Annotated in this window: 18 protein-coding genes; 16 read left to right on the top strand and 2 right to left on the bottom strand. The window is 71.5% G+C overall.

Annotated features, from left to right (window positions below):
* The first annotated feature begins 77 nt into the window (after positions 1-77).
* The 6 genes from J1M46_RS02295 (at position 78) to J1M46_RS02320 (ending at position 7,974) form a co-directional block, all read left to right on the top strand.
* Positions 78-1,589, top strand: a complete 1,512-nt coding sequence (locus tag J1M46_RS02295; RefSeq protein ID WP_206446349.1) for an aspartate ammonia-lyase — start codon at positions 78-80, stop codon at positions 1,587-1,589.
* A gap of 58 nt (positions 1,590-1,647) precedes the next feature.
* On the top strand, positions 1,648-2,895 hold the full coding sequence (locus J1M46_RS02300) for a PrsW family glutamic-type intramembrane protease (RefSeq protein WP_206446350.1): 1,248 nt from the start codon (positions 1,648-1,650) through the stop codon (positions 2,893-2,895).
* Positions 2,896-3,030: 135 nt separating this feature from the next.
* Positions 3,031-3,300: a 30S ribosomal protein S15 gene (rpsO, locus tag J1M46_RS02305; protein WP_092914884.1), complete on the top strand. Its 270-nt coding sequence runs from the start codon at positions 3,031-3,033 to the stop codon at positions 3,298-3,300.
* 252 nt (positions 3,301-3,552) lie between these two features.
* Positions 3,553-5,841, top strand: coding sequence for a polyribonucleotide nucleotidyltransferase (locus J1M46_RS02310; RefSeq protein ID WP_206446351.1), 2,289 nt, complete (start codon positions 3,553-3,555; stop codon positions 5,839-5,841).
* An 85-nt stretch (positions 5,842-5,926) separates the two neighbouring features.
* Positions 5,927-7,300: a M16 family metallopeptidase gene (locus J1M46_RS02315; protein WP_206446352.1), complete on the top strand. Its 1,374-nt coding sequence runs from the start codon at positions 5,927-5,929 to the stop codon at positions 7,298-7,300.
* 71 nt (positions 7,301-7,371) lie between these two features.
* A complete protein-coding gene (locus J1M46_RS02320; protein WP_206446353.1) occupies positions 7,372-7,974 on the top strand; it encodes a histidine phosphatase family protein in 603 nt (200 codons plus the stop codon).
* Here J1M46_RS02320 and J1M46_RS02325 read toward each other — a convergent pair.
* A complete protein-coding gene (locus J1M46_RS02325) occupies positions 7,968-8,429 on the bottom strand; it encodes a GNAT family N-acetyltransferase (RefSeq protein ID WP_342384232.1) in 462 nt (153 codons plus the stop codon). The genes J1M46_RS02320 and J1M46_RS02325 overlap by 7 nt on opposite strands.
* A gap of 55 nt (positions 8,430-8,484) precedes the next feature.
* Between J1M46_RS02325 and dapB the strand changes: the two genes are divergently transcribed.
* The 4 genes from dapB to J1M46_RS02345 are packed head-to-tail and all read left to right on the top strand — an operon-like array spanning position 8,485 to position 11,204.
* Complete coding sequence (gene dapB, locus J1M46_RS02330) at positions 8,485-9,189, top strand: 4-hydroxy-tetrahydrodipicolinate reductase (protein WP_206446354.1); 705 nt, start codon at positions 8,485-8,487, stop codon at positions 9,187-9,189.
* Positions 9,186-9,794: a hypothetical protein gene (locus J1M46_RS02335; protein ID WP_241248981.1), complete on the top strand. Its 609-nt coding sequence runs from the start codon at positions 9,186-9,188 to the stop codon at positions 9,792-9,794. Before dapB ends, J1M46_RS02335 begins: the two co-directional genes overlap by 4 nt.
* Complete coding sequence (locus J1M46_RS02340) at positions 9,791-10,636, top strand: thymidylate synthase (protein WP_206446355.1); 846 nt, start codon at positions 9,791-9,793, stop codon at positions 10,634-10,636. The genes J1M46_RS02335 and J1M46_RS02340 overlap by 4 nt, the downstream gene beginning before the upstream one ends.
* Before the next feature lie 28 nt (positions 10,637-10,664).
* A complete protein-coding gene (locus J1M46_RS02345) occupies positions 10,665-11,204 on the top strand; it encodes a dihydrofolate reductase (RefSeq protein WP_206446356.1) in 540 nt (179 codons plus the stop codon).
* 84 nt (positions 11,205-11,288) lie between these two features.
* Here the strand turns inward: J1M46_RS02345 and J1M46_RS02350 are convergent, their stop codons facing one another.
* Positions 11,289-11,834 carry a GNAT family N-acetyltransferase gene (locus J1M46_RS02350; protein WP_206446357.1) on the bottom strand — a complete coding sequence of 182 codons (546 nt, stop codon included), beginning with the start codon at positions 11,832-11,834 and terminating at the stop codon, positions 11,289-11,291.
* Positions 11,835-11,968: 134 nt separating this feature from the next.
* Between J1M46_RS02350 and dapA the strand changes: the two genes are divergently transcribed.
* The 6 genes from dapA to J1M46_RS02380 all read left to right on the top strand — a co-directional run bounded on the left by dapA (position 11,969) and on the right by J1M46_RS02380 (position 21,313).
* Positions 11,969-12,940 carry a 4-hydroxy-tetrahydrodipicolinate synthase gene (gene dapA, locus J1M46_RS02355; protein WP_206446358.1) on the top strand — a complete coding sequence of 324 codons (972 nt, stop codon included), beginning with the start codon at positions 11,969-11,971 and terminating at the stop codon, positions 12,938-12,940.
* A gap of 134 nt (positions 12,941-13,074) precedes the next feature.
* Positions 13,075-14,748, top strand: a complete 1,674-nt coding sequence (locus tag J1M46_RS02360) for a ribonuclease J (RefSeq protein WP_241248982.1) — start codon at positions 13,075-13,077, stop codon at positions 14,746-14,748.
* A gap of 374 nt (positions 14,749-15,122) precedes the next feature.
* On the top strand, positions 15,123-16,322 hold the full coding sequence (locus tag J1M46_RS02365) for an efflux RND transporter periplasmic adaptor subunit (RefSeq protein WP_206446359.1): 1,200 nt from the start codon (positions 15,123-15,125) through the stop codon (positions 16,320-16,322).
* Positions 16,322-17,017: an ABC transporter ATP-binding protein gene (locus J1M46_RS02370; protein WP_206446360.1), complete on the top strand. Its 696-nt coding sequence runs from the start codon at positions 16,322-16,324 to the stop codon at positions 17,015-17,017. The genes J1M46_RS02365 and J1M46_RS02370 overlap by 1 nt, the downstream gene beginning before the upstream one ends.
* Positions 17,014-18,258 (top strand): ABC transporter permease, encoded by a 1,245-nt coding sequence (locus J1M46_RS02375; RefSeq protein ID WP_206446361.1) that lies wholly within the window; start codon positions 17,014-17,016, stop codon positions 18,256-18,258. The genes J1M46_RS02370 and J1M46_RS02375 overlap by 4 nt, the downstream gene beginning before the upstream one ends.
* Positions 18,259-18,337: 79 nt before the next feature.
* A complete protein-coding gene (locus tag J1M46_RS02380; protein ID WP_206446362.1) occupies positions 18,338-21,313 on the top strand; it encodes an FtsK/SpoIIIE family DNA translocase in 2,976 nt (991 codons plus the stop codon).
* Positions 21,314-21,339: the final 26 nt, after the last annotated feature.

Raw genomic sequence — 21,339 nt, forward strand, 5'->3', positions numbered from 1 at the left:
GGCTCGTGGCGCGGTCCCACCCAGCCGCACCGATCGACCGCCGCCCACGAGGCACTGACCAGGCAATGGAGCCAGCAATGACCGATGTCCCCGCATACAAGCTCGACCCGGCACCGCAGGGGGAGCGCACGTACACGGGCCCGACCCGCATGGAGCGCGACTCGCTCGGCGAGCTGCCCGTGCCTGCCGAGGCCTACTGGGGCATCCACACCGAGCGCGCGCTGATCAACTTCCCGATCACCGGCCGCTCCATCTCGGTCTACTCCGACCTCGTCAACGCGCTCGCGGTGGTCAAGCAGGCGTGCGCGCGGGCGAACAAGGAGATCGGCTCGCTCGACGCAGACAAGGCCGATCTGATCGACCAGATCTGCGTGCGCATCCGGGCGGGCGAGCTGCACGACCAGTTCAAGGTGGGCGTCATCCAGGGCGGCGCCGGCACGTCGACCAACATGAACACCAATGAGGTGATCGCGAACGCCGCGCTGGTCGAGCTCGGCCACCCGAAGGGCACCTACGAGCACTTCAGCCCCATCGACGACGTCAACCGCTCGCAGTCGACGAACGACACCTACCCCACCTCGATCAAGGTCGCCATGTCGTTCACGCTGCGCCGGCTGCTCGACGAGCTGGCGAGGCTGACGGATGCGTTGGACGCGAAGGCGGTCGAGTTCCGTGACGTGCTCAAGGTCGGCCGCACGCAGATGCAGGACGCGGTGCCGATGACCCTCGGGCAGGAGTTCCGGGGCTTCGCGGTGACGCTGCGCGAGGACTACGACCGGCTCGAGGAGACCATCAAGTGGCTCTCGGAGGTCAACCTGGGCGCCACCGCGATCGGCACCGGCATCACCGCCGATCCGCGCTACGCGGCGGCCGCCAGCCGGCACCTGGCCGAGCTCACCGGCCTGCCGATCGTCACCGCGAGCGACCTCATCGAGGCGACCAGCGACACCGGCGTGTTCATGACGGTCTCGGGTGCGCTGAAGCGCTGCGCCGTGAAGCTGTCGAAGATCTGCAACGACCTGCGCCTGCTCTCCTCCGGCCCGCAGGCGGGCCTCGGCGAGATCTCCCTGCCGGCGAAGCAGGCCGGATCGTCGATCATGCCCGGCAAGGTCAACCCCGTCATCCCCGAGGTCGTGAACCAGGTCGCGTTCGCCGTCATCGGGTCGGATGCGACGGTCACGGCGGCGTCGGAGGCCGGCCAGCTGCAGCTGAACGCCTTCGAGCCGGTCATCACGCACCAGATCCTGCAGAGCCTGCACTGGATGACGCAGGCGTGCATGACGCTGCGGGTCAACTGCATCGACGGCATCGAGGCCAACCACGAGCGGCTGGCGCTGATGGTCGGCAGCTCGGTCGGCGTCGTCACCGCGCTCACGCCCTACCTCGGCTATGCCGACTCGGCGAAGCTCGCGCACGAGGCGCTCACCAGCCACAAGTCGATCGCCGACCTGGTCGTCGACAGCGGCCTGATGGATCGTGAGCGGGTGGAGAAGCTGCTCGCGCCTGCACGCCTGTCGGGCCTGCAGCCGGTCACGCAGGCGATGCCGGTGATCGTCCCCGAGCAGCTGCCGGAGGACGAGCGCTCCTGAACCGAGCCGCTCGCCGCGCGGTGCGGCCAGGCGGGGCACTGCCCGATACGATCCCGGGGTGAGTGCCCCCGCCCAGCCGTCCCCGTTCGCGCCTCGGTCCGGCCCCGACGTTGGGTTCATCGCCGGTGTGATCGGCGTCGTCGTGCTGGCGCTCGCATCGGTGGCCGTGATCTTCATCCTCAACGGCGCGATCGGCGATTCGGCGCTGGTCGCCGGCTCGGGCCTGATGGCGCTGTTCCCGCTCGGCTTCGTCATCTGGGCGGTGCTCGCCATCGACCGCTGGGAGCCGGAGCCTCGCATCGCGATGTGGTTCGCGGCGCTGTGGGGCGGCATCGCAGCGGTGCTGCTGACGCTGTGGGTGAACGAGACGGTGCTGCAGCCGCTCGTGGTGCCGCTCCTCCAGTCGCAGGAGCAGTTCGAGTTCTACGCGACGGTCGTGCAGGCGCCGATCACCGAGGAGCTGTGGAAGGCCATCCCGGTGGTCATCATGTTCCTGTTCTTCCGGAAGGCGTTCGACGGCCCGGTCGACGGCATCGTGTTCGCGGCGCTCTCGGCGGCGGGCTTCGCCTTCACCGAGAACATCCTCTACTTCGGCACCTCGATCAGCGAGAGCGGCGACGGCTCGTTCATCTTCTTCATGCGCGGCATCATGAGCCCGCTCACCCACGCCATCTTCACCTCCGTCGGCATCGGCCTGGCGCTGGGCTTCGCTGCCAGGCTGCGCAGCCGCTGGTGGATCCTGCTGGCGTTCCCGGCCGGGCACCTGGTCTCGGCGCTGCTGCACGCGCTGTGGAACTCGGCGAGCTGGTGGGTGCCGGGCGGCACCCTCGGCTTCTTCGTCTACTACCTGGTGGTGCAGGTGCCGCTGTGCCTGCTCGCGGCGGGGGTCGTGTGGCTGCTGCTGCGGCAGGAGAAGCAGATCACCCGCGTGCGGCTGCACGACTACGGCCGCGCCGGCTGGTTCAGCTACGAGGAGGTCGAGCTGCTCTCCTCCGGCGACGGGCGCTCGCTGCTGATGGACTGGAGCAGGCGGCGCGGGCTGCGCAAGCAGATGCAGCAGTACATCCAGACCTCCACCCGGCTGGCCAACCACCGGCAGCACGCGCTGGTCGGGCGCGACCGCGCGCGGCACGTGGCCGACGAGGCGGGCCTGCTGGCGAAGCTCATGCACCTGCGCCGCGCGATGGCGACCGTCGCGATCGGCCAGCCGGTGCAGATGCAGCAGGGGATGCCCGTGGCGGCGCACGCGGGCACGCGCGTGCAGCGCTTCGGCGATCTGGAGCCGGCCTGGCCGCAGCGCCGCTGACCGGCGTTCGGAACCGCGCCGCCGGAGGGCGCCGTGACCTGGTAGTCTTGGCCGGTTGCCGTGAATCGGCCGCGGACAAAGAGCGCTCGTGCATCCAGCCCGGGCACCGCGCTGCGAGGAGAGAGGGGCCCCTACATGAGCCTGAACGCAGATATCAAGAAGGCCATCATCGAGGAGTACGCCACGCACGAGGGCGACACCGGGAGCCCCGAGGTGCAGGTCGCGATGCTGTCGCGCCGCATCCTCGACCTCACGGAGCACCTGAAGGAGCACAAGCACGACCACCACTCGCGTCGTGGTCTGCTGCTGCTCGTCGGTCAGCGTCGCCGCCTGCTCGGCTACCTCCAGGATGTTGACATCACGCGCTACCGCACGCTCATCGAGCGTCTCGGCCTGCGCCGCTAGCCTTCCCAAGCGTTCACGGAGGGCCGTCCCCGCGGGGGCGGCCCTTCTGCTGTTTGCGGGCCCGGGCTGGTAGCCTTGCCCGGACCGCGTCTGCGGTCGGCGCGCGCCCCACTCGCAATCGCTCGAGAGCTGGTCGTTGGTGGAGGATGCCGAACTCGCTTCGTCGCTCTCCACTGATGACCACTCCGCGCCGCGATCGGCGCACGACCGTCTTGTCGTGCCCTCGCTGGGCACAGGAGAGGAGTGACCTTCATGGAAGGTCCAGAGATCACATTCGCCGAAGCCGTCATCGACAACGGCCGCTTCGGCACCCGCACCGTCCGCTTCGAGACCGGCCGCCTCGCGCAGCAGGCTCAGGGCGCCGCGGTCGCGTACATCGACGAGGAGACGATGCTGCTGAGCGCCACGAGCGTCTCGAAGCACCCGAAGGACCACTTCGACTTCTTCCCGCTGACGGTGGACGTCGAGGAGCGCATGTACGCCGCCGGCCGCATCCCCGGCTCGTTCTTCCGTCGTGAGGGCCGCCCCTCGACCGACGCCATCCTGACCTGCCGCCTCATCGACCGGCCGCTGCGCCCGTCGTTCGTGGAGGGCATCCGCAACGAGGTGCAGGTCGTCGTCACCGTGCTGGCGATCGACCCCGACGAGATCTACGACTCGCTCGCGATCAACGCGGCATCGATGTCGACGCAGCTGAGCGGCCTGCCCTTCGACGGCCCCATCGGCGGCGTGCGCGTCGCGCTCATCGACGGCCAGTGGGTCGCCTTCCCGAAGCACTCGCAGCTCGAGCAGGCCGTGTTCAACATGGTCGTCGCCGGCCGCGTGGTCACCGATGCCGCGGGCGTCGAGGACGTCGCGATCATGATGGTCGAGGCCGAGGCCACCGACAACTCGTGGCTGCTCATCGAGGGCGGCGCCGTGAAGCCGACCGAGGAGGTCGTCGCGCAGGGCCTCGAGGCATCGAAGCCGTTCATCAAGCAGCTCGTCGCCGCCCAGGCGGAGGTCGCCAAGACCGCAGCCAAGGAGACGCAGGAGTACCCGCTCTTCCCGCCGTACACCGACGAGGCCCTGGAGGCCGTCCGCGGCATCGCCAAGGACCGGCTGGCCGAGGTCTACCAGATCGCCGGCAAGCTCGAGCGCCAGGACGCCGACGACGCGCTCAAGGAGCAGGTCAAGCAGCAGATCAACGAGCGCATCGAGCGCGGCGAGCTCTCGCCGAGCATCGCCGGCGACGTCTCCGGCGCCTACAAGGCCGTCACCAAGGAGGTCGTCCGCGGACGCATCCTCTCCGAGGGCGTGCGCATGGACGGTCGCGGCCTCGCCGACATCCGTCCCCTCGACGCCGAGGTGGCCGTCGTGCCGCGCGTGCACGGCTCCGCGATCTTCCAGCGCGGCGAGACCCAGATCATGGGCATCACCACGCTGAACATGCTCAAGCTCGAGCAGCAGATCGACTCGCTCAGCCCTGTCACCACGAAGCGCTACATGCACAACTACAACTTCCCGCCGTACTCGACCGGTGAGACGGGCCGCGTCGGCAGCCCGAAGCGCCGCGAGATCGGCCACGGCGCCCTGGCTGAGCGCGCGCTCATGCCCGTGCTGCCCAGCCGTGAGGACTTCCCCTACGCGATCCGCCAGGTCTCTGAGGCGCTGGGCTCGAACGGCTCGACGTCGATGGGCTCGGTCTGCGCCTCGACGCTCGCGCTGCTCAACGCCGGCGTGCCGCTCAAGGCGCCGGTCGCGGGCATCGCGATGGGCCTGGTCAGCGACACGGTGAACGGCGAGACCCGCTATGCGGCGCTCACCGACATCCTGGGCGCTGAGGACGCGCTCGGCGACATGGACTTCAAGGTCGCCGGCACGCCGGAGTACATCACGGCCATCCAGCTCGACACCAAGCTCTCGGGCCTGCCGGCCTCGGTGCTCACGGGTGCGCTGACGCAGGCGAAGGAGGCGCGCACCAAGATCCTCGAGGTCCTGAACGCCGCCATCGACGCCCCGGACGAGATGGCGCCCACCGCGCCGCGCGTCATCAGCGTGCAGATCCCGGTCGACAAGATCGGCGAGCTGATCGGCCCGAAGGGCAAGACGATCAACCAGATCCAGGACGACACGGGTGCCCAGATCTCGATCGAGGACTCGGGCGTCGTCTACATCGGCGCCGTCGACGGTCCCTCGGCGGAGGCCGCGCGCGCCGCGGTCAACGCGATCGCCAACCCCTCCAACCCCGAGCCCGGCGAGCGCTTCCTCGGCACGGTCGTGAAGATCGCGTCGTTCGGCGCCTTCGTCTCGCTCATGCCCGGCCGCGACGGCCTGCTGCACGTGACGGCCATGCGCGCCCTCAACGGCGGCAAGCGCATCGAGGCCGTCGAGGACGTCGTCTCGGTCGGTCAGAAGATCCAGGTGCAGATCACCAAGATCGATGACCGCGGCAAGCTCTCGCTCGAGGTCGTCGACGACAGCGAGCCGGTCGCCCCGACCGCCGCAGCCGGCGACGCCGAGTCCTCGGTGTCCTCGGTCTCGGCCGACTCCGCGGAGTAACCGAGCCACAGGCACGACGACGGATGCCCTCACCCGGCCGGGTGGGGGCATCCGTCGTCTGTGCATGCGCGGGTAGAATCGACGGATGCCTGCTGTCGCCCTGCCGCTCGAGACCCCAGAGATCGTCATCAACGCCGCGGGCGACGCGGTGGTGCGCAGGAGCGTGCTGCCCAGCGGCGTGCGCGTGCTCACCGAGCAGGTGCCGGGGGCGGCGAGCGCCTCGGTGGGCTTCTGGGTGCCGGTGGGCTCGCGCGACGAGCGCGAGGACGCGCGCGGCGCGACGCACTTCCTCGAGCACCTGCTGTTCAAGGGCACGCCCACCCGCACGGCCTTCGACATCGCCGTCGCCTTCGACGAGGTGGGCGGCGAGCACAACGCGCTCACCGCCAAGGAGCACACCTGCTACTACGCCAAGGTGCGCGACCGCGACCTGGGCATGGCCGTCGACGTGCTCGCCGACATGGTGACCTCCTCGCTGCTCGACGCGACCGAGTTCGAGCACGAGCGGGAAGTCATCCTGGAAGAGCTCGCGATGGCCGACGACGACCCCGGCGATGTCGCGGGGGAGCGGCTGAGCGAGCTCGTGCACGGCCTCGAGGCGCCGCTGGGCCGCCCGATCGGCGGCACGAACGAGTCGATCCGCGCCGTCTCGCGCGACCGGGTCGCCGAGCACTACCGCGAGCACTACGACGCGAGCGACCTCGTCGTCACGGTCGCCGGCGCGGTCGACCACGACACGGTGGTCGAGCAGCTGCAGGAGGCGCTGGGCCGCTACGGCTGGTCGCTCACGGATGCGGAGCCCAAGGCGCGCCGCGACGGCGCCCTGCAGCCGTACACCGCCGGCGGGCTCACGGTCGTGCGGCGCCCGCTCGAGCAGGTCAGCCTCATGATCGGCACGCCCGGGCTCACCGCGATCGACCCCCGCCGCAGCACCATGGCGGTGCTCAACGCCGTGCTGGGCGCCGGCATGTCCTCCCGGCTGTTCCAGGAGATCCGCGAGCGGCGCGGCCTGGCCTACTCGGTCTACTCCTTCGCCTCCGGCTACGCCGACGCGGGCCTGATGGGCATGGCCGCGGCTTGCCAGCCGCACAAGACGCTCGAGGTGGCCACGCTCATGCTCGCCGAGCTCGAGCGGCTGGCGGAGGGCGCGAGCGACGAGGAGCTGCGCCGTGCCAAGGGCCAGCTGGCCGGCGGCTCGGCGCTCGCGCTCGAGGAGAGCGACACGCGCATGGCGCGGCTGGGTCGGGCGGAGCTGACGCTCGGCGAGTACCTCGACATCGACGCGACGCTCGAGCGCATCGAGCGGGTCACCGACGCGGATGTGCGCGCCCTGGCGGCGGAGCTCGCGGGCGGCGCACGCTCGATCTCGGCGGTCGGGCAGGTGCCGGAGGGGCTCGAGGCGCTCGTGTCCAGCGGCGGGCGGGATACGGTGGAGGCAGCGGTCCCAGCCGCTCGCTAGTGAGAAGGGCGCGTTGGCGTGCCCGCAGCAATCGACGATCGGGCGCATCGGCGCGCCCACCCGGAGGAATGATGGCGCACCTGCTCTACCTCGTCCGACACGGTGAGCAGCTCGATGCGGAGCATGGCGTCGACGACGGCAAGCTCTCCGCCCGAGGCGTGCGGCAGGCGCAGGCGATCGCGCAGCGGCTCTCGGGCGTGCACTTCGATCACGCGTGGATGTCGCCGCTCACCCGCGCGACCGAGACGGCGTCGATCATGCAGCAGCGGCTGCCCGCGGTCGAGTTCGAGAAGTCGTCGCTGCTGCTCGACTGCATCCCCTCCGGCAAGACCGAGCACACGCCGGCGGGCTTCCACCGCTTCCTCGAGAGCGTCCGCCCCGAGGAGGCCGAGGCCGGCGCGGCGCAGATGCACGACGCGGGGGAGCAGTGGCTGCGCCCCTCGCGCGGCGACGTGAACGAGCTGCTGGTCACCCACAACTTCGTCATCGGCTGGTTCGTGCGCGAGGTCATGCAGTCGCCCGAGTGGCAGTGGATGAGCCTCAACCAGGCCAACTGCGGCCTCACGATCATCCGCCGCCGCACCGGCAAGCCGCCGCAGCTCGTGGTGCACAACGACCTCGGCCACCTGCCCGCCGAGGAGCGCACCGGCATGCCGCTCCCGCAGCCCTATTGAGCGAGCGGCTTCAGGAACCAGCTCGTCGCGTTCGGGTTGTCGTTGTAGGCGGCGATGGATGCGTAGCCGCGGCTCGCGTAGAGGCCGTTGGCGGCCGCGAGCGCCTTGTTGGTGTCGAGCACGACCTCGCTCGCCCCGAGCTCGACGGCGCGCGCCTCGAGCGCGGCCAGCAGCGCTGCGCCGGTGCCCCGACCGCGGCCGGCCGGCGCGACGTACAGGTGCTTCACCTCGAAGCGCTCCGGCGCGAGCCGCCGCAGGGCGCCGCAGCCGACCGGCTCGTCGTCACGCCAGGCCACCAGGAACGCGCCATCGGGCGCGCGGAGCGTCGCCGGATCGGCGGGCTTCGGCGTGTAGACGCCGCCGATGAAGGTGATGGCGCGGTCGGTGAAGTAGGCCTGCAGCAGCGACTGGGCGACCTCGGTCGCCGGGTCCTCGGGAGCGATCGTGATGGGCACCCGGCAACTCTACGACCGCCCCGACCCGCTCCCCGGTGGCCGTAGGCTTGATGCCATGGCAGGAACCAGGCGCGTCGGCATCGCAGGCTCCACCGGGCGGCTCGGCTCGCTCGCGCTGCGGCTGGCGCAGGAGGCCGACGACCTCGAGCCGGTCGAGATCGACGTGCGCGAGGGGTTCGAGCTCACGGGGCTCGACGTCGTCTTCGACGCGACCGTGCTGGCCGCCAGCGCGAAGCTCGTGGAGGCAGCGACCGAGGCGGGCACGCCGCTCGTCATCGCGACCAGCGGCTGGAGCGACGAGCGCATCGGCGCCCTCCGTGACCGAGGTGCCCAGCGCATCCGCATCGTGCCCAACTTCTCGCTCGGCAGCGTGCTCGAGACGCACCTGGCGACCATCGCGGCGCAGCACTTCGAGGCCGTCGAGGTGGTCGAGGCGCACCACGACCGCAAGCGCGACGCCCCCAGCGGCACCGCCACCCGCACCGCGGAGGCGATCGGCGCGGTGCGCGGCTTCCGGCCGGCGACGCCCGACGAGCCCGGCCGCGGCGAGATCATCGCGGGCGTGCCCGTGCACGCCATCCGGCTGCCCGGTGTCGTCGCCCGCCAGGAGGTCATCTTCGGCGGCGTCGGCGAGACGCTCACGATCCGCCACGACACCTCCTCGAGCGACTCGTACTCGGCGGGCATCCTGCTGGCGCTGCGCGCCGAGCCGCAGCCTGGCGTGACGGTCGGCATCGGCGACCTGCTGGGCCTCGCGTGAGCGACCCGAGCGACGGCCCCGCCACCGACCAGCCCGCTGCCGGCATGTCCGCTGCAGGCACGTCCGCTGACGGCATACCCGGGACGCTTGGTGCGAGCGCCGGTCCGGGCGCCGGCCCCGGCGCCGGCCCCGCCGCTCGCACCCGCACCGCCAGGGCGCTCGCCCTCGTGATCGCGGCGGCGCTCGCCCTCTACGTGGTGGTCGCCGGCGGGCTCGCGATCGGCTTCCTGCTCACCGGCACGCCGCTGAGCATCGTGGTGGGCGTCGCGCTGGCGGTCTTCACCATCGTCGGCGCGTGGGCGCTCGCGTCCGAGCTCGTCTTCGGCATCCGCCTCGACCGTGCCGTGCGGGCCCTCGCCGCCGAGGGCGGCATGCCCGCGCCGCTGCCGGCCACCGCGTCCGGCCGCGCCGACACGGCCGCCGCCGAGCATGCCTTCCCGGTCGCGAAGGCCGACGTGGAGGCGCACCCCGGGTCCTGGCAGTCGTGGCTGCGGCTGTCGATGGCATACGACGCCGCGCGCGATCGCAAGCGCGCCCGCATGGCTGCCCGCAAGGCGCTCGAACTGCGGAAGCTGCGGGAGACTGGAGCACAGGAGGCACCATGACTGAGCACACGACCGCCACGGGCGCGCCCGCGCGACCCGACGCATCCGCCCACCCCTACGAGGCGCTGCTCGCCGACGTCTTCGCCAACGGCGAGCACAAGGGCGATCGCACCGGCACGGGCACCCGCAGCGTGTTCGGCCGGCAGCTGCGCTACGACCTCAGCGAGGGCTTCCCGCTCATCACCACCAAGCGCGTGCACTTCAAATCGATCGCGGCCGAGCTGCTGTGGTTCCTGCGCGGCGAGACCAACGTGCAGTGGCTGCGCGACCAGGGCGTCACCATCTGGGACGAGTGGGCCGACGAGGACGGCGAGCTCGGCCCGGTCTACGGCGTGCAGTGGCGCTCGTGGCCCGACCCGCACGGCGGCACGATCGACCAGATCGCGCAGGTGGTCGAGTCGATCCGCACGAACCCCGACAGCCGCCGCCACATCGTCTCCGCCTGGAACCCGGCCGACATCCCCGAGATGGCGCTCGCCCCCTGCCACGCGTTCTTCCAGTTCGACGTCACCGATGGCCGCCTGAGCTGCCAGCTGTACCAGCGCTCGGCCGACATGTTCCTCGGCGTGCCCTTCAACATCGCCAGCTACGCGCTGCTGACCCACATGGTCGCGCAGCAGACCGGCCTCGAGGTGGGCGACTTCGTCTGGACCGGCGGCGACTGCCACATCTACGACAACCACGTCGAGCAGGTCGAGCGCCAGCTCGCCCGCGAGCCGTACGCCCTGCCGACGCTGCGCCTCACCCGCACGCCCGACAGCATCCTCGACTACACGCTCGACGACTTCGAGGTGGTCGGCTACGAGCACCACCCCGGCATCAAGGCGCCGGTCGCGGTCTGAGCAGCGAGCGGCGGGGGAGGGCAGGCGGATGCTCGGCATGATCTGGGCGCAGGCGCGCGGCGGCGTCATCGGTGAGGCCGGCGACATGCCCTGGCGCCTGCCGGAGGACATGGCGCGCTTCAAGGCGGTCACGATGGGCCACCCGGTGATCATGGGCCGGCGCACGTGGGAATCGTTCCCCGAGCGCTTCCGGCCGCTCCCGGGCCGCGACAACATCGTCATCACCTCCAACTCCGACTACGGCGCGGCCGGCGCCCGCACGGTCGGCAGCCTCGACGAGGCGCTGTCCGCGGCCCGCGCGCTGCTCGCCGAAGCGGGCGGCGCCGACGGCGAGGTGTGGATCATCGGCGGCGGCCGCGTCTACCGCGACGCCATCGATCGCGCCGACCGACTCGAGATCACCGACATCGACCTCGACGCATCCGGAGACACCACCGCCCCCGAGCCTGTGACGGGCACGGCGGATGCGCTGTGGCGCGAGACCGCGCGCGACCCGGCCACGGGGTGGCACGAGAGCACCTCGGGGCTGCGCTACGCCTACCGCACCCTCGAGCGCGCCCGCGGCTGAAGCAGCCCGGTGGTCGACGCCCGTCGGCGCGGCTGCAGCCGGTCGCGCTGCCCCAGCCGGTCGACGCTCGTCGGCGCGCCGGCCTCAGCGCAGATCGATCCAGTAGCGCTCGACGCGGCCGCCGTCCGCGCCGGTGCGCACGTCCTCGAGTTCGCCGCCCGCGCCCACGATCGTGGCGCGCGAGGGCGCGTTGTCGTCGCAGCAGATCAGCACCCGCTCGATGCCCATCGCGCGTGCCCGCTCGAGCACCAGCCGCAGCGCGGCGCTCGCCATCCCGCTACCACGTGCGGCCGGCCGCACGCCGTAGCCGATGTGGCCGCCCTCTGCGAGCAGCCAGTCGTTGAGCACGTGCCGCAGGTGGATGGAGCCGAGCACCTCGCCGGGCGCAGCCTCGTCGACGATCCACCAGCAGGTCGCGGGCACGCGGCCGTCGAGCCCCCGGCGCTGCTGCAGTCGTTGGAGCTCGAGCCAGCGCGCGAAGCCCTCCGCGGTCGTGAGCTCGTCGATCTCGAAGCCGAAGGTCGAGTAGCAGTGCAGCACCGCGCCGCCGAACTCGCGCATCGACGCGAGCCACGACGCGTGCCGCGCCTCGCTCGGCTCCACCAGTCGCACCGACGCTCGCCCACCCATCCGCCGATCGTACGATGCGGCGTCCCCAATTGAGGAGCGATGGGCGATCCGTCACGAGAGGAGGACGGATCGTCCTCTGCTGGGAACATCTCCTCTGCTCAGAACCGTGCAACCGGGCGCTGTACCCTGGGTGAGTGAGAGAGAACCCCTTCGGCCAGGTCCTGGTTGCGCTCGTCACCCCCTTCCGCGCCGACGGCGAGGTCGACTGGGACGACGTCGAGCGGCTGATCGACGACTGCGCGACAAACGGTGTCGACGGCATCGTGGTCTCCGGCACCACCGGCGAGACCTCCACCCTCACCGACCCCGAGAAGATCAAGCTCGTCGAGGTCGCGAAGTCGGTCGCGGGCGACCGCGCCAAGGTGATCCAGGGCGGCGGCTCCAACGAGACCGCCCACGCCATCGATCTGAACCAGCAGGCGGAGGCGGCCGGCGCCGACGGCGTCATGATCGTCACGCCCTACTACAACAAGCCCACCCAGGCGGGCGTGCTGACGCACTTCCGCATGATCGCCGACGCCACCGACCTGCCGGTGATCCTCTACGACATCCCCGGCCGCACGGGCATCCCGATCCGCTACGAGACGATCCTGCGGGCCGCCAAGCACCCGAACATCGTCGCGGTGAAGGACGCCAAGGGCGACTTCGCCGAGGTCAGCCGAGTGCTCAACCAGACCGATCTGCTCTACTTCTCGGGCGACGACGCCAACGTGCTGCCGCACCTGGCCATCGGCGCTTCGGGCCTCATCGGCGTGACCGCCAACGTCGCGGCCAAGCCCTACCGCACCATGATCGACGCGGTGAACGCGGGCGACCTGCACACCGCGCAGGCGCAGCACCAGGCGCTCGAGCCGCTTGTGCGGGCGGTCATGACGCATGTGCCTGGTACCGTTGCAGCGAAGTACATCCTGCACGGCCTCGGCCGCATCGGCAGCCCGCGCGTGCGCCTGCCGCTGGTCGGTCCGGAGGACACCGAGGCGGCGCTCATCGAAGACGAGCTCGCACTCGTCACGGGTGTCGACGGCCTCGACCTGAGCGAGTTCCGTCCCGACCGCAACGCTGCGGCAGGCGGTGCGCTCCCCAAGGTGCACGGCACGACGCGATAGCGACGAGCCGGCTGCACACACCGGCATCGAACGGATGCCCCACACACGACAGAGCGCGCGAGCTGCGCGCAACCCACCACATCCGCTCACCCACCACTGCATCACCGGGTGAGCCAAATACGAAGGAGGGCCCTATGACGGCCATCATCCAGCCTGCCCCGCTGAAGGCAGGCACACTCCGCATGTTCCCGCTCGGCGGCCTCGGCGAGGTCGGGCGCAACATGACGGTGTACGAGCTCGACGGCAAGCTGCTCATCGTCGACTGCGGCGTGCTCTTCCCCGAGGAGCACCAGCCCGGCGTCGACCTGATCCTGCCCGACTTCGGGCCCATCCGCGACCGCCTCGACGACGTCGTCGGCGTCGTGCTCACGCACGGCCACGAGGATCACATCGGGGCCGTGCCCTACCTGCTGCGACTGAAGGCCGACATCCCCCTGCTCGGCTCGAAGCTGACGCTCGCGCTCATCGAGGCGAAGCTCAAGGAGCACCGCATCAAGCCCTACACGCACACCGTGAAGGAAGGGCAGATCGAGCAGCTCGGGCCGTTCGAGACCGAGTACATCGCGGTCAACCACTCCATCCCCGACGCGCTCGCGGTCGCCATCCGCACCAAGGCCGGCCTGGTGCTGCACACGGGCGACTTCAAGATGGACCAGCTGCCGCTCGACGACCGCATCACCGACCTGCGCGCCTTCGCCCGCCTCGGAGAAGAGGGGGTGGATGCGTTCCTGGTCGATTCCACGAACGCCGACGTCCCGGGGTTCACGGCCCCAGAGCGCGAGATCGGCCCCGTCATCTCGCAGGTGATCGCCAAGACCACGGGACTGGTCGTCGTCGCCTCGTTCTCGAGCCACGTGCACCGCGTGCAGCAGGTGCTGGATGCGGCGGCCGAGAACGGCCGCAAGGTCGCCTTCGTGGGCCGCTCGATGGTGCGCAACATGGGCATCGCCGCCGACCTCGGCTACCTGATCGTGCCCGACGGCGTCGTGGTCGACCAGAAGAAGGCCGAGCAGATGCCTCGCAACCAGGTCGTCTTCATGTCGACCGGCTCGCAGGGCGAGCCGATGGCCGTGCTCAGCCGCATCGTCAACGGCGAGCACCGCATCGAGGTCGGCGAGGACGACACCGTCATCCTCGCCTCGAGCCTCATCCCGGGCAACGAGAACGCGGTCTTCCGCATCATCAACGGCCTCATGCAGCTGGGCGCGAAGGTCGTCCACAAGGGCAGCGCCAAGGTGCACGTCTCCGGCCACGCCTCGGCGGGCGAGCTGCTCTACTGCTACAACATCCTCGGTCCGGCCAACGTCATCCCCGTGCACGGCGAGTACCGCCACCTGCACGCGGCGGCGCAGCTGGCGATCGACACCGGCGTGCCGCGCGAGCGCGCGCACGTGGGTGAGAACGGCACGGTGTGGGATCTGAAGGATCACCGGATCACCGTCGCCGGCCAGCTCGAGATCGGCTTCGTGTACGTCGACGGCTCGTCGGTGGGCCGCCTCGACGAGGCCGACCTGAAGGATCGCCGCATCCTCGCCGAGGAGGGCTTCATCTCCATCTTCATCGCGCTCGAGCCGCAGACCGGCAAGGTCATCGTCGGCCCCGAGATCCACGCGCGCGGCTTCGCCGAGGACGACAAGGTCTTCGACGACATCCGACCCAAGATCGTCAAGGCGCTCGCCGAGGCGGGCGAGCAGGGCGTGCGCGACACGCAGCAGTACCAGCAGGTGGTGCGCCGCACCGTCGGCCGCTGGGTGGGCACGCGCATCCGCCGCCGCCCGATGATCGTGCCGGTGGTCATCGAGGTGTAGCCCGCCGCGAGCTCGACCGCCGCGAGCTGCTGCTTCGCCTCGACCGCCCTGAGCTCGACCGCCGCGAGCTGCTGCTTCGCCTCGACCGCCCTGAGCTGCTGCTTCGCGGACCCCTTCGGGATCGAGGGACCCGTTCGAACGGGTCCCCGGATCTCGGAGGGGTCCAGCGCTTGCCGCAACGGGTCCTCCGATCCCGAAGGGGTCCCCGCGCAGACGTTCCCTCACGCAGCGCGCGACCGCGCCGACGCCGGCGGCCGATCTCATCCGACAGGATGAGTGCCGGATGCGCACGGTTGCCCTAGGTTGGCAGGCAGGGCGCCGACGCACCACGGCGCTGCCACTCCTCCGCAGGAGGCAGCCGAGAGGACCACGCCGTGGCCGAGCAGCACGACGACGCGCACCCGCAGACCGACGCGCACCAGCAGACCGCCGAGCACGTCCCTGGGCGCTCACCGATGGACGAGGCGTTCGCGCCCGCCTCGCACGCCGCCGCGAGCCCCCGCGAAGCGCGGCGGCAGGCCAAGCAGCAGCACCGGCTCGAGACGCTGGAGCGCAAGCAGCTGCACCGCGCCGAGAAGGCCGCCCGCGGCCCGGGCGCCTGGCGCACCTGGGTGCTGCCGATGCTGAAGATCGGCGTGGCGGCGATCATCGCGATCGCGCTCGTCAAACTCGCCTTCTTCCCTTCGGGCGAGCCGGCGGTCGCCGAGGGCCCGATGGCGGGCGCCATGTTCGACGAGCCGGTGGCGATGGTCGAGCGCGGCTCGATCGAGAATGCCGTCTCGATCGACGGCACCGTCGTGCCGGTCGAGGCGGTGCCCATCCGCTCGACGCAGTCCGGCATGGTCTCCCGCGTCTACTACGACGACGGGCTCGAGGTCGCCGAGGGTGAGGTGCTCTTCACGGTGCGGGTCGAGTCCGAGCCCGAGCCCGATGCCGAGGGCAACCTCGGCGAGCCGAGCGCCGCGATCTGGAGCATGCGCGCGCCCGCGACCGGCACGCTGGTCGGCTTCGACCTGCTCGCCGGGCAGATGATCGACCTGGCCGGCGAGGCGGGCGCCGTGCAGCCGCCGCAGCATCTGGTGCGCGCCTCCGTGGGCGCCGCCGACCAGTACCGGCTCACGAGCCTGCCCGAGTCGGCGACCGTCACGATCGACTCCGGCCCCGCGCCCTTCGAGTGCGCCGACGTCGCCATCCGCCAGCCGACGGGGGAGGAGGCTGCCACCGGCGCGAGCGCGACCCTCACCTGCGCGGTGCCCGACGATGTGCGCGTGTTCGTGGGCCTGTCGACGAAGCTCGAGCTCGCCGCGGGCTCCGCCTCCGACGTGCTGGTGCTGCCGACGACGGCGGTGCTCGGCAGCGCCGACGCCGGCATCGTCTACCGGCCGACGGTCGGCAGCGACGGCACGCCGGGCGAGCCCGAGGAGGTGCGCATCGAGCTGGGCATCAGCGACGGCACCTCGGTCGAGGTGCGCGCGGGCCTGTCCGAGGGCGACGAGGTGCTGCAGTTCGTGCCCGGCGCCGTCGATCCCTGCGCCGACCCCGCCACCGCCGACCCGGCCGTCTGCGGGTTCTGATGCCGCTGCTGCACCTGCGCGGCGTCACCCGGCAGTTCGCCACCATCGACGGGCCCGCGCTGCAGATCCTGAAGGGCGTCGACCTCGACGTGGCGGCGCACGACCGGGTCTCGATCGTGGGCCGCTCGGGCTCCGGCAAGTCGACGCTGCTGAACATCCTGGGCCTGATCGACCAGCCCACCACCGGCATCGTCGAGCTCGACGGGGAGCCCGTCGCGCTCATGGGCGGGCGGATGCGCGACCGGCTGCGCGGCGCGAGCGTCGGTTTCGTCTTCCAGCAGTTCAACCTCATCGAGGGCCTCACCGCGGCAGAGAACGTCGCGGTGCCGCTGCACTACGGCGCGGGCAGGCGCTACTGGCAGCGCCACCGGCTGGCGAGCGAGATGCTCGACCGCGTCGGCCTCAGCCACCGCATCCACACGAAGGCGACCCACCTCTCCGGCGGCGAGCAGCAGCGCGTCGCGATCGCCAGGGCGCTCGTGCGCAGCCCCCGGCTCATCCTCGCCGACGAGCCCACCGGCGCGCTCGACATCGAGACCGGAGGGCGCATCATGGATCTGCTCGACGAGGTCGCCGCCGACGCCGGCGCCGCGCTCGTCACGATCACGCACGACGTCGCCGTCGCCGCCCGCGCCCGCCGCATGCTGCGCATCGTCGACGGCCGGCTCGAGGCGACCGAGCAGGTGGCGGCATGACCGACGTCGTCGCCGCCATCCAGGACGCCTGGACCGAGCTGCGCATCCACCGGGGCCGCGTGCTGATGAGCCTCATCGGCGTGACGGTCGCGATCGCCGCACTCACCGCATCCGTCGCCATCGGCGAGCTGGCCCGCTCGACGCTGCTGGTCTCGTTCGAGTCGCAGAGCGGCCGGGCGGCCACGCTCCAGGTGAACCTGTGGCAGGAGGCGCAGCCGGGCGGCGACCCGTTCGCCGGCCCCGGCACGCCCTCGAGCGCCGACTCGCTCGCGATCATCGACGCGATGGATGCCGCCGTCGAGCGCTACGAGATCGCGTACTCGAGCGTGATCACGGATGCGCAGGTCATGTTCCAGGGCGTCTCGGGCACGCAGGGTGTCGGCGTGCAGGGCGTCGAGCCCGACCACGCGGTGATGCGGCACCTGGCCGTCGCCGAGGGCCGCTTCCTGGTCGAGAGCGACCGCGCGAGGCTCGCGCCCGCCGTGGTCGTCAACCGCGGCATGCTCGCCGCGATCGGCGGCAGCCTCGAGGCGGCGCGCACGGTCGAGCTCGGCGGCGCGACGGCCGTCGTCGTGGGCGTCGTCGACCGCGGCTCGCAGGACGAGTGGCCGCAGGCGTGGATGCTGCCGCGCGACCTGCTGCGCGTGCCCGAGACGAGCGGGCCGATGTCGTACATGAACCCGCCGCGGCTGGAGGCCTGGGTGCCGGTGGAGCTGGCCGACGACGGCAAGCGGATGCTGAACCAGGACCTCACCGGGGCGCTGCCGGGCTGGAGCGTCGACACGCAGCGCAGCGACTGGCAGGCGTGGGGCGACGACTACGACCCGCTGCTGCCGCTGCAGCTCACGCTCGTCGGCACCGCAGCGGTCATCCTGCTGCTCGGTGCGCTCGGCCTCATCACCGTCGCGGTCGTCTCGATCCGGCAGCGCGTGCGCGAGTTCGGCATCCGCCGAGCCTTCGGAGCCAGCCGCGGCCGCATCTTCGTCGCCGTCATGCTCGAGTCGGTGGTCGGCACCGTGGTGGCCGGCGGCATCGGCATCGCCGTCTGCATCTTCGCCTACCGGCTGCCGGTCGTGCAGGAGCTGCTGACGCAGGGCCTGTCGGGCGGCGAGCTGCCGGGCTTCCCGATGGCCGCCGCGATCACCGGGCTGCTCGTCTCGGCGGTCGTCGGCGCGATCGCCGGCAGCATCCCCGCCACGATCGCGGTGCGCTCGAAGGTGATCGAGGCGATCCGCTTCTGATTCCCGCGCGCCTGCGCGGATTCCGCGGCATCCGGAGTGCCTCCGGCCGCGTGTCGGCGGCACGAATTAGGGTGTGCGCATGTCGAGACCCACGCCGACGCGCCCCACGGCGCCCAAGACCGCGCCCAAGAGCCGTGCGAAGGCCTCGTCGGGCGGTGCCTCGACCGGCGCCACCACCACCGGCGCCACCACCAAGGTGCAGCGGCAGACCCGCGCCGCGAAGGCGCAGCCCGTGTTCGAGGACGACGGCCCCGGCATCGGCCTGCGCGCCTGGATGGGCCTCGCGCACGCCACCGGTGGCGCGGCCCGCGTGTTCGGCCGCGAGTCGCTCGCGAAGGACGAGCGCCGCGACGGCGTGCCCTTCTTCCTCACCATCCTCGCCGTCTTCGGCGCGATCGTCGAGTGGATCCTGCCCGCCAACCCGGTCGCGCAGGCGATCTCGGCGTACACCTTCGGCGGCCTCTTCGGCCAGGTGGCGATCGCGCTGCCGGTGGTGTTCGTGCTGCTCGCGCTGTGGATGTTCCGCCACCCCGCCTCCGTCAGCGACAACGGTCGGGTCGGCGTCGGCCTGGCGCTGCTGCTCATCTCGGTCGCCGGCCTCTGCCACGTCATCACAGGCATGCCGGATGCGTCGCAGGGCATGCCTGCGCTGGCGAACGCGGGCGGCATCCTGGGCTGGGTCGCCTCGGCGCCGCTCGCCGCCCTGCTGACGCCGATCGGCGCGGGCATCGTCGCAGGGCTCGTCGCCCTGCTCGCGGTGCTGGTGATCACCCGCACCGCCCCGAACCGCATCCCGGAGCGGCTGACCGACCTGTACGGCTACCTCTTCGGCGTCGACACATCGAGCGCGGAGGAGCGCGAACAGGCGCGGCGCGCGCGCAAGGAGGCGAAGGAGCTCGCGAAGGGGGAGGCCGCCGACGAGGAGCCCGTCGAGGGCGCCGATTCGCTGCCCTTCTGGCGCCGCAACGCCACCGGTCGCGAGGTCGACCCGCCCTACGAGGACGGCGGCATCGACGACCTGGGCTTCGACGCGCTCGACCACGAGCAGGCCTACGACAGCCCCGTGGTGATCGACCGGGATCAGCCGACCACCAAGGTCGGCCGCGTCCCCGCGGCTCCGGTCGAGCCGCTGCCGGCCGGCCCCGGCGAGGACGAACACGAGCACTACGCCACCTCGGTGCTCGCCGACCTCGAGCACGCCGAGGAGGCGATGCGCAAGCACACGGGTGAGATCGCCGGCGAGGTGCCGGCGGCCGACGGCGCGGCGCAGGCCACCGCATCCGCCCCCGCACCCGTGCGCGAGCGCCCCTACCGGCTGCCGTCGATCGCCTCGCTCGGCCAGGGCGATCCGCCCAAGGCGCGCTCGCAGGCCAACGACGACATCGTCGCCGCGATCACGCAGGTGCTCTCGTCGTTCAACGTCGATGCCAAGGTGACGGGATTCTCGCGCGGCCCGACCGTCACGCGCTACGAGGTCGAGGTCGCGCCGGGCGTGAAGGTGGAGCGCGTCACCGCGCTGTCGAAGAACCTCTCCTACGCGGTGGCCTCCAACGAGGTGCGCATCCTCTCGCCCATCCCCGGCAAGAGCGCGATCGGCATCGAGATCCCGAACCCCGACCGCGAGACGGTCAAGCTCGGCGACGTGCTGCGCTCGCGCGCATCCGCCGACTCGAAGCATCCGATGACGATCGGCATCGGCAAGGACGTCGAGGGCGGCTACGTGGTCGCCAACCTCGCGAAGATGCCGCACCTGCTGGTCGCGGGCTCCACCGGCTCGGGCAAGTCGTCGTTCGTCAACTCGATGATCACGAGCCTGCTCATGCGCGCCACGCCCGCCGAGGTGCGGATGGTGCTCGTCGACCCGAAGCGCGTCGAGCTCACCGCCTACCAGGGCGTGCCGCACCTGATCACTCCCATCATCACGAACCCGAAGAAGGCAGCGGAGGCGCTGCAGTGGGTCGTGAAGGAGATGGACATGCGCTACGACGACCTCGCGTCGTTCGGCTACAAGCACATCGACGACTTCAACGCGGCGGTGCGCGCGAACGAGATCGTGCTGCCCGCCGGCAGCCAGCGCACGCTGAAGGCCTACCCCTACCTGCTGGTCGTGGTCGACGAGCTCGCCGACCTGATGATGGTCGCCCCGCGCGACGTCGAGGATTCGATCGTGCGCATCACCCAGCTCGCGCGCGCCGCCGGCATCCACCTGGTGCTCGCCACCCAGCGGCCCTCGGTCGACGTCGTCACGGGCCTCATCAAGGCGAACGTGCCGAGCCGCTTCGCGTTCGCGGTGTCCTCGGTGACCGACTCGCGGGTCATCCTCGACCAGCCCGGTGCCGACAAGCTGATCGGCCAGGGCGACGGGCTCTTCCTGCCCATGGGCGCCAACAAGGCCATGCGCGTGCAGGGCGCCTGGGTCGAGGAGGCCGAGATCCAGCGGGTGGTGCAGCACGTCACCGGCCAGGCGCGGCCCGAGTACCGCGACGACGTCGCAGAGGTCGCCGAGAAGCGTGAGATCGACGCCGACATCGGCGATGACCTCGAAGACCTGTGCGCCGCGGCAGAGCTCGTCATCTCCACCCAGTTCGGCTCCACATCGATGCTGCAGCGCAAGCTGCGGGTCGGCTTCGCCAAGGCGGGCCGCCTGATGGACCTGATGGAGTCGCGCGAGATCGTCGGCCCCTCCGAGGGCTCGAAGGCCCGCGACGTGCTCGTGCCGCCGGACGGCCTTGCCGCCGTGCTGGCAGAGCTGCGCGGCGCCGGGCCCTCGGCAGCCCCCTCGGCCCCGGCACCGGCGCCGCAGCAGGCGCCCGCCCCGTCGGCGCCGGCGCAGTCCGCGCCCGCGCCCGCGTCCTCGCCGGCCGAGCCCGACGCACCCGCCGACACCGACGCATCCGCCAGCACCGACCCGTACGCCGACGATAGCGGCGCCTGGGTCGAGACCGACGACCGCTACAGCGACCCCTTCGACGAGGCGAATCGCGACGGGCTCGAGGTCGTCGAGGCCGACGGCGACGACGATGAGGACGCCTGGTCGCTGACCGGTCGCGACTGAGCCCGGTCGCGACCGAGCCCGACTTG

Origin of the sequence: Agrococcus sp. KRD186, from assembly GCF_017168255.1 — a bacterium.
Taxonomy (GTDB): domain Bacteria; phylum Actinomycetota; class Actinomycetes; order Actinomycetales; family Microbacteriaceae; genus Agrococcus.

What these genes read in the sequence shown, in the direction of transcription:
- J1M46_RS02295 (WP_206446349.1), top strand. Translation starts at nt 78, where the DNA reads ATGACCGATGTCCCCGCATACAAGCTCGACCCGGCACCGCAGGGGGAG.
- rpsO (WP_092914884.1), top strand. Translation starts at nt 3,031, where the DNA reads ATGAGCCTGAACGCAGATATCAAGAAGGCCATCATCGAGGAGTACGCC.
- J1M46_RS02310 (WP_206446351.1), top strand. Translation starts at nt 3,553, where the DNA reads ATGGAAGGTCCAGAGATCACATTCGCCGAAGCCGTCATCGACAACGGC.
- J1M46_RS02315 (WP_206446352.1), top strand. Translation starts at nt 5,927, where the DNA reads ATGCCTGCTGTCGCCCTGCCGCTCGAGACCCCAGAGATCGTCATCAAC.
- J1M46_RS02320 (WP_206446353.1), top strand. Translation starts at nt 7,372, where the DNA reads ATGGCGCACCTGCTCTACCTCGTCCGACACGGTGAGCAGCTCGATGCG.
- dapB (WP_206446354.1), top strand. Translation starts at nt 8,485, where the DNA reads ATGGCAGGAACCAGGCGCGTCGGCATCGCAGGCTCCACCGGGCGGCTC.
- J1M46_RS02340 (WP_206446355.1), top strand. Translation starts at nt 9,791, where the DNA reads ATGACTGAGCACACGACCGCCACGGGCGCGCCCGCGCGACCCGACGCA.
- J1M46_RS02345 (WP_206446356.1), top strand. Translation starts at nt 10,665, where the DNA reads ATGCTCGGCATGATCTGGGCGCAGGCGCGCGGCGGCGTCATCGGTGAG.
- J1M46_RS02350 (WP_206446357.1), bottom strand. Translation starts at nt 11,834, where the DNA reads ATGGGTGGGCGAGCGTCGGTGCGACTGGTGGAGCCGAGCGAGGCGCGG.
- J1M46_RS02360 (WP_241248982.1), top strand. Translation starts at nt 13,075, where the DNA reads ATGACGGCCATCATCCAGCCTGCCCCGCTGAAGGCAGGCACACTCCGC.
- J1M46_RS02370 (WP_206446360.1), top strand. Translation starts at nt 16,322, where the DNA reads ATGCCGCTGCTGCACCTGCGCGGCGTCACCCGGCAGTTCGCCACCATC.
- J1M46_RS02375 (WP_206446361.1), top strand. Translation starts at nt 17,014, where the DNA reads ATGACCGACGTCGTCGCCGCCATCCAGGACGCCTGGACCGAGCTGCGC.
- J1M46_RS02380 (WP_206446362.1), top strand. Translation starts at nt 18,338, where the DNA reads ATGTCGAGACCCACGCCGACGCGCCCCACGGCGCCCAAGACCGCGCCC.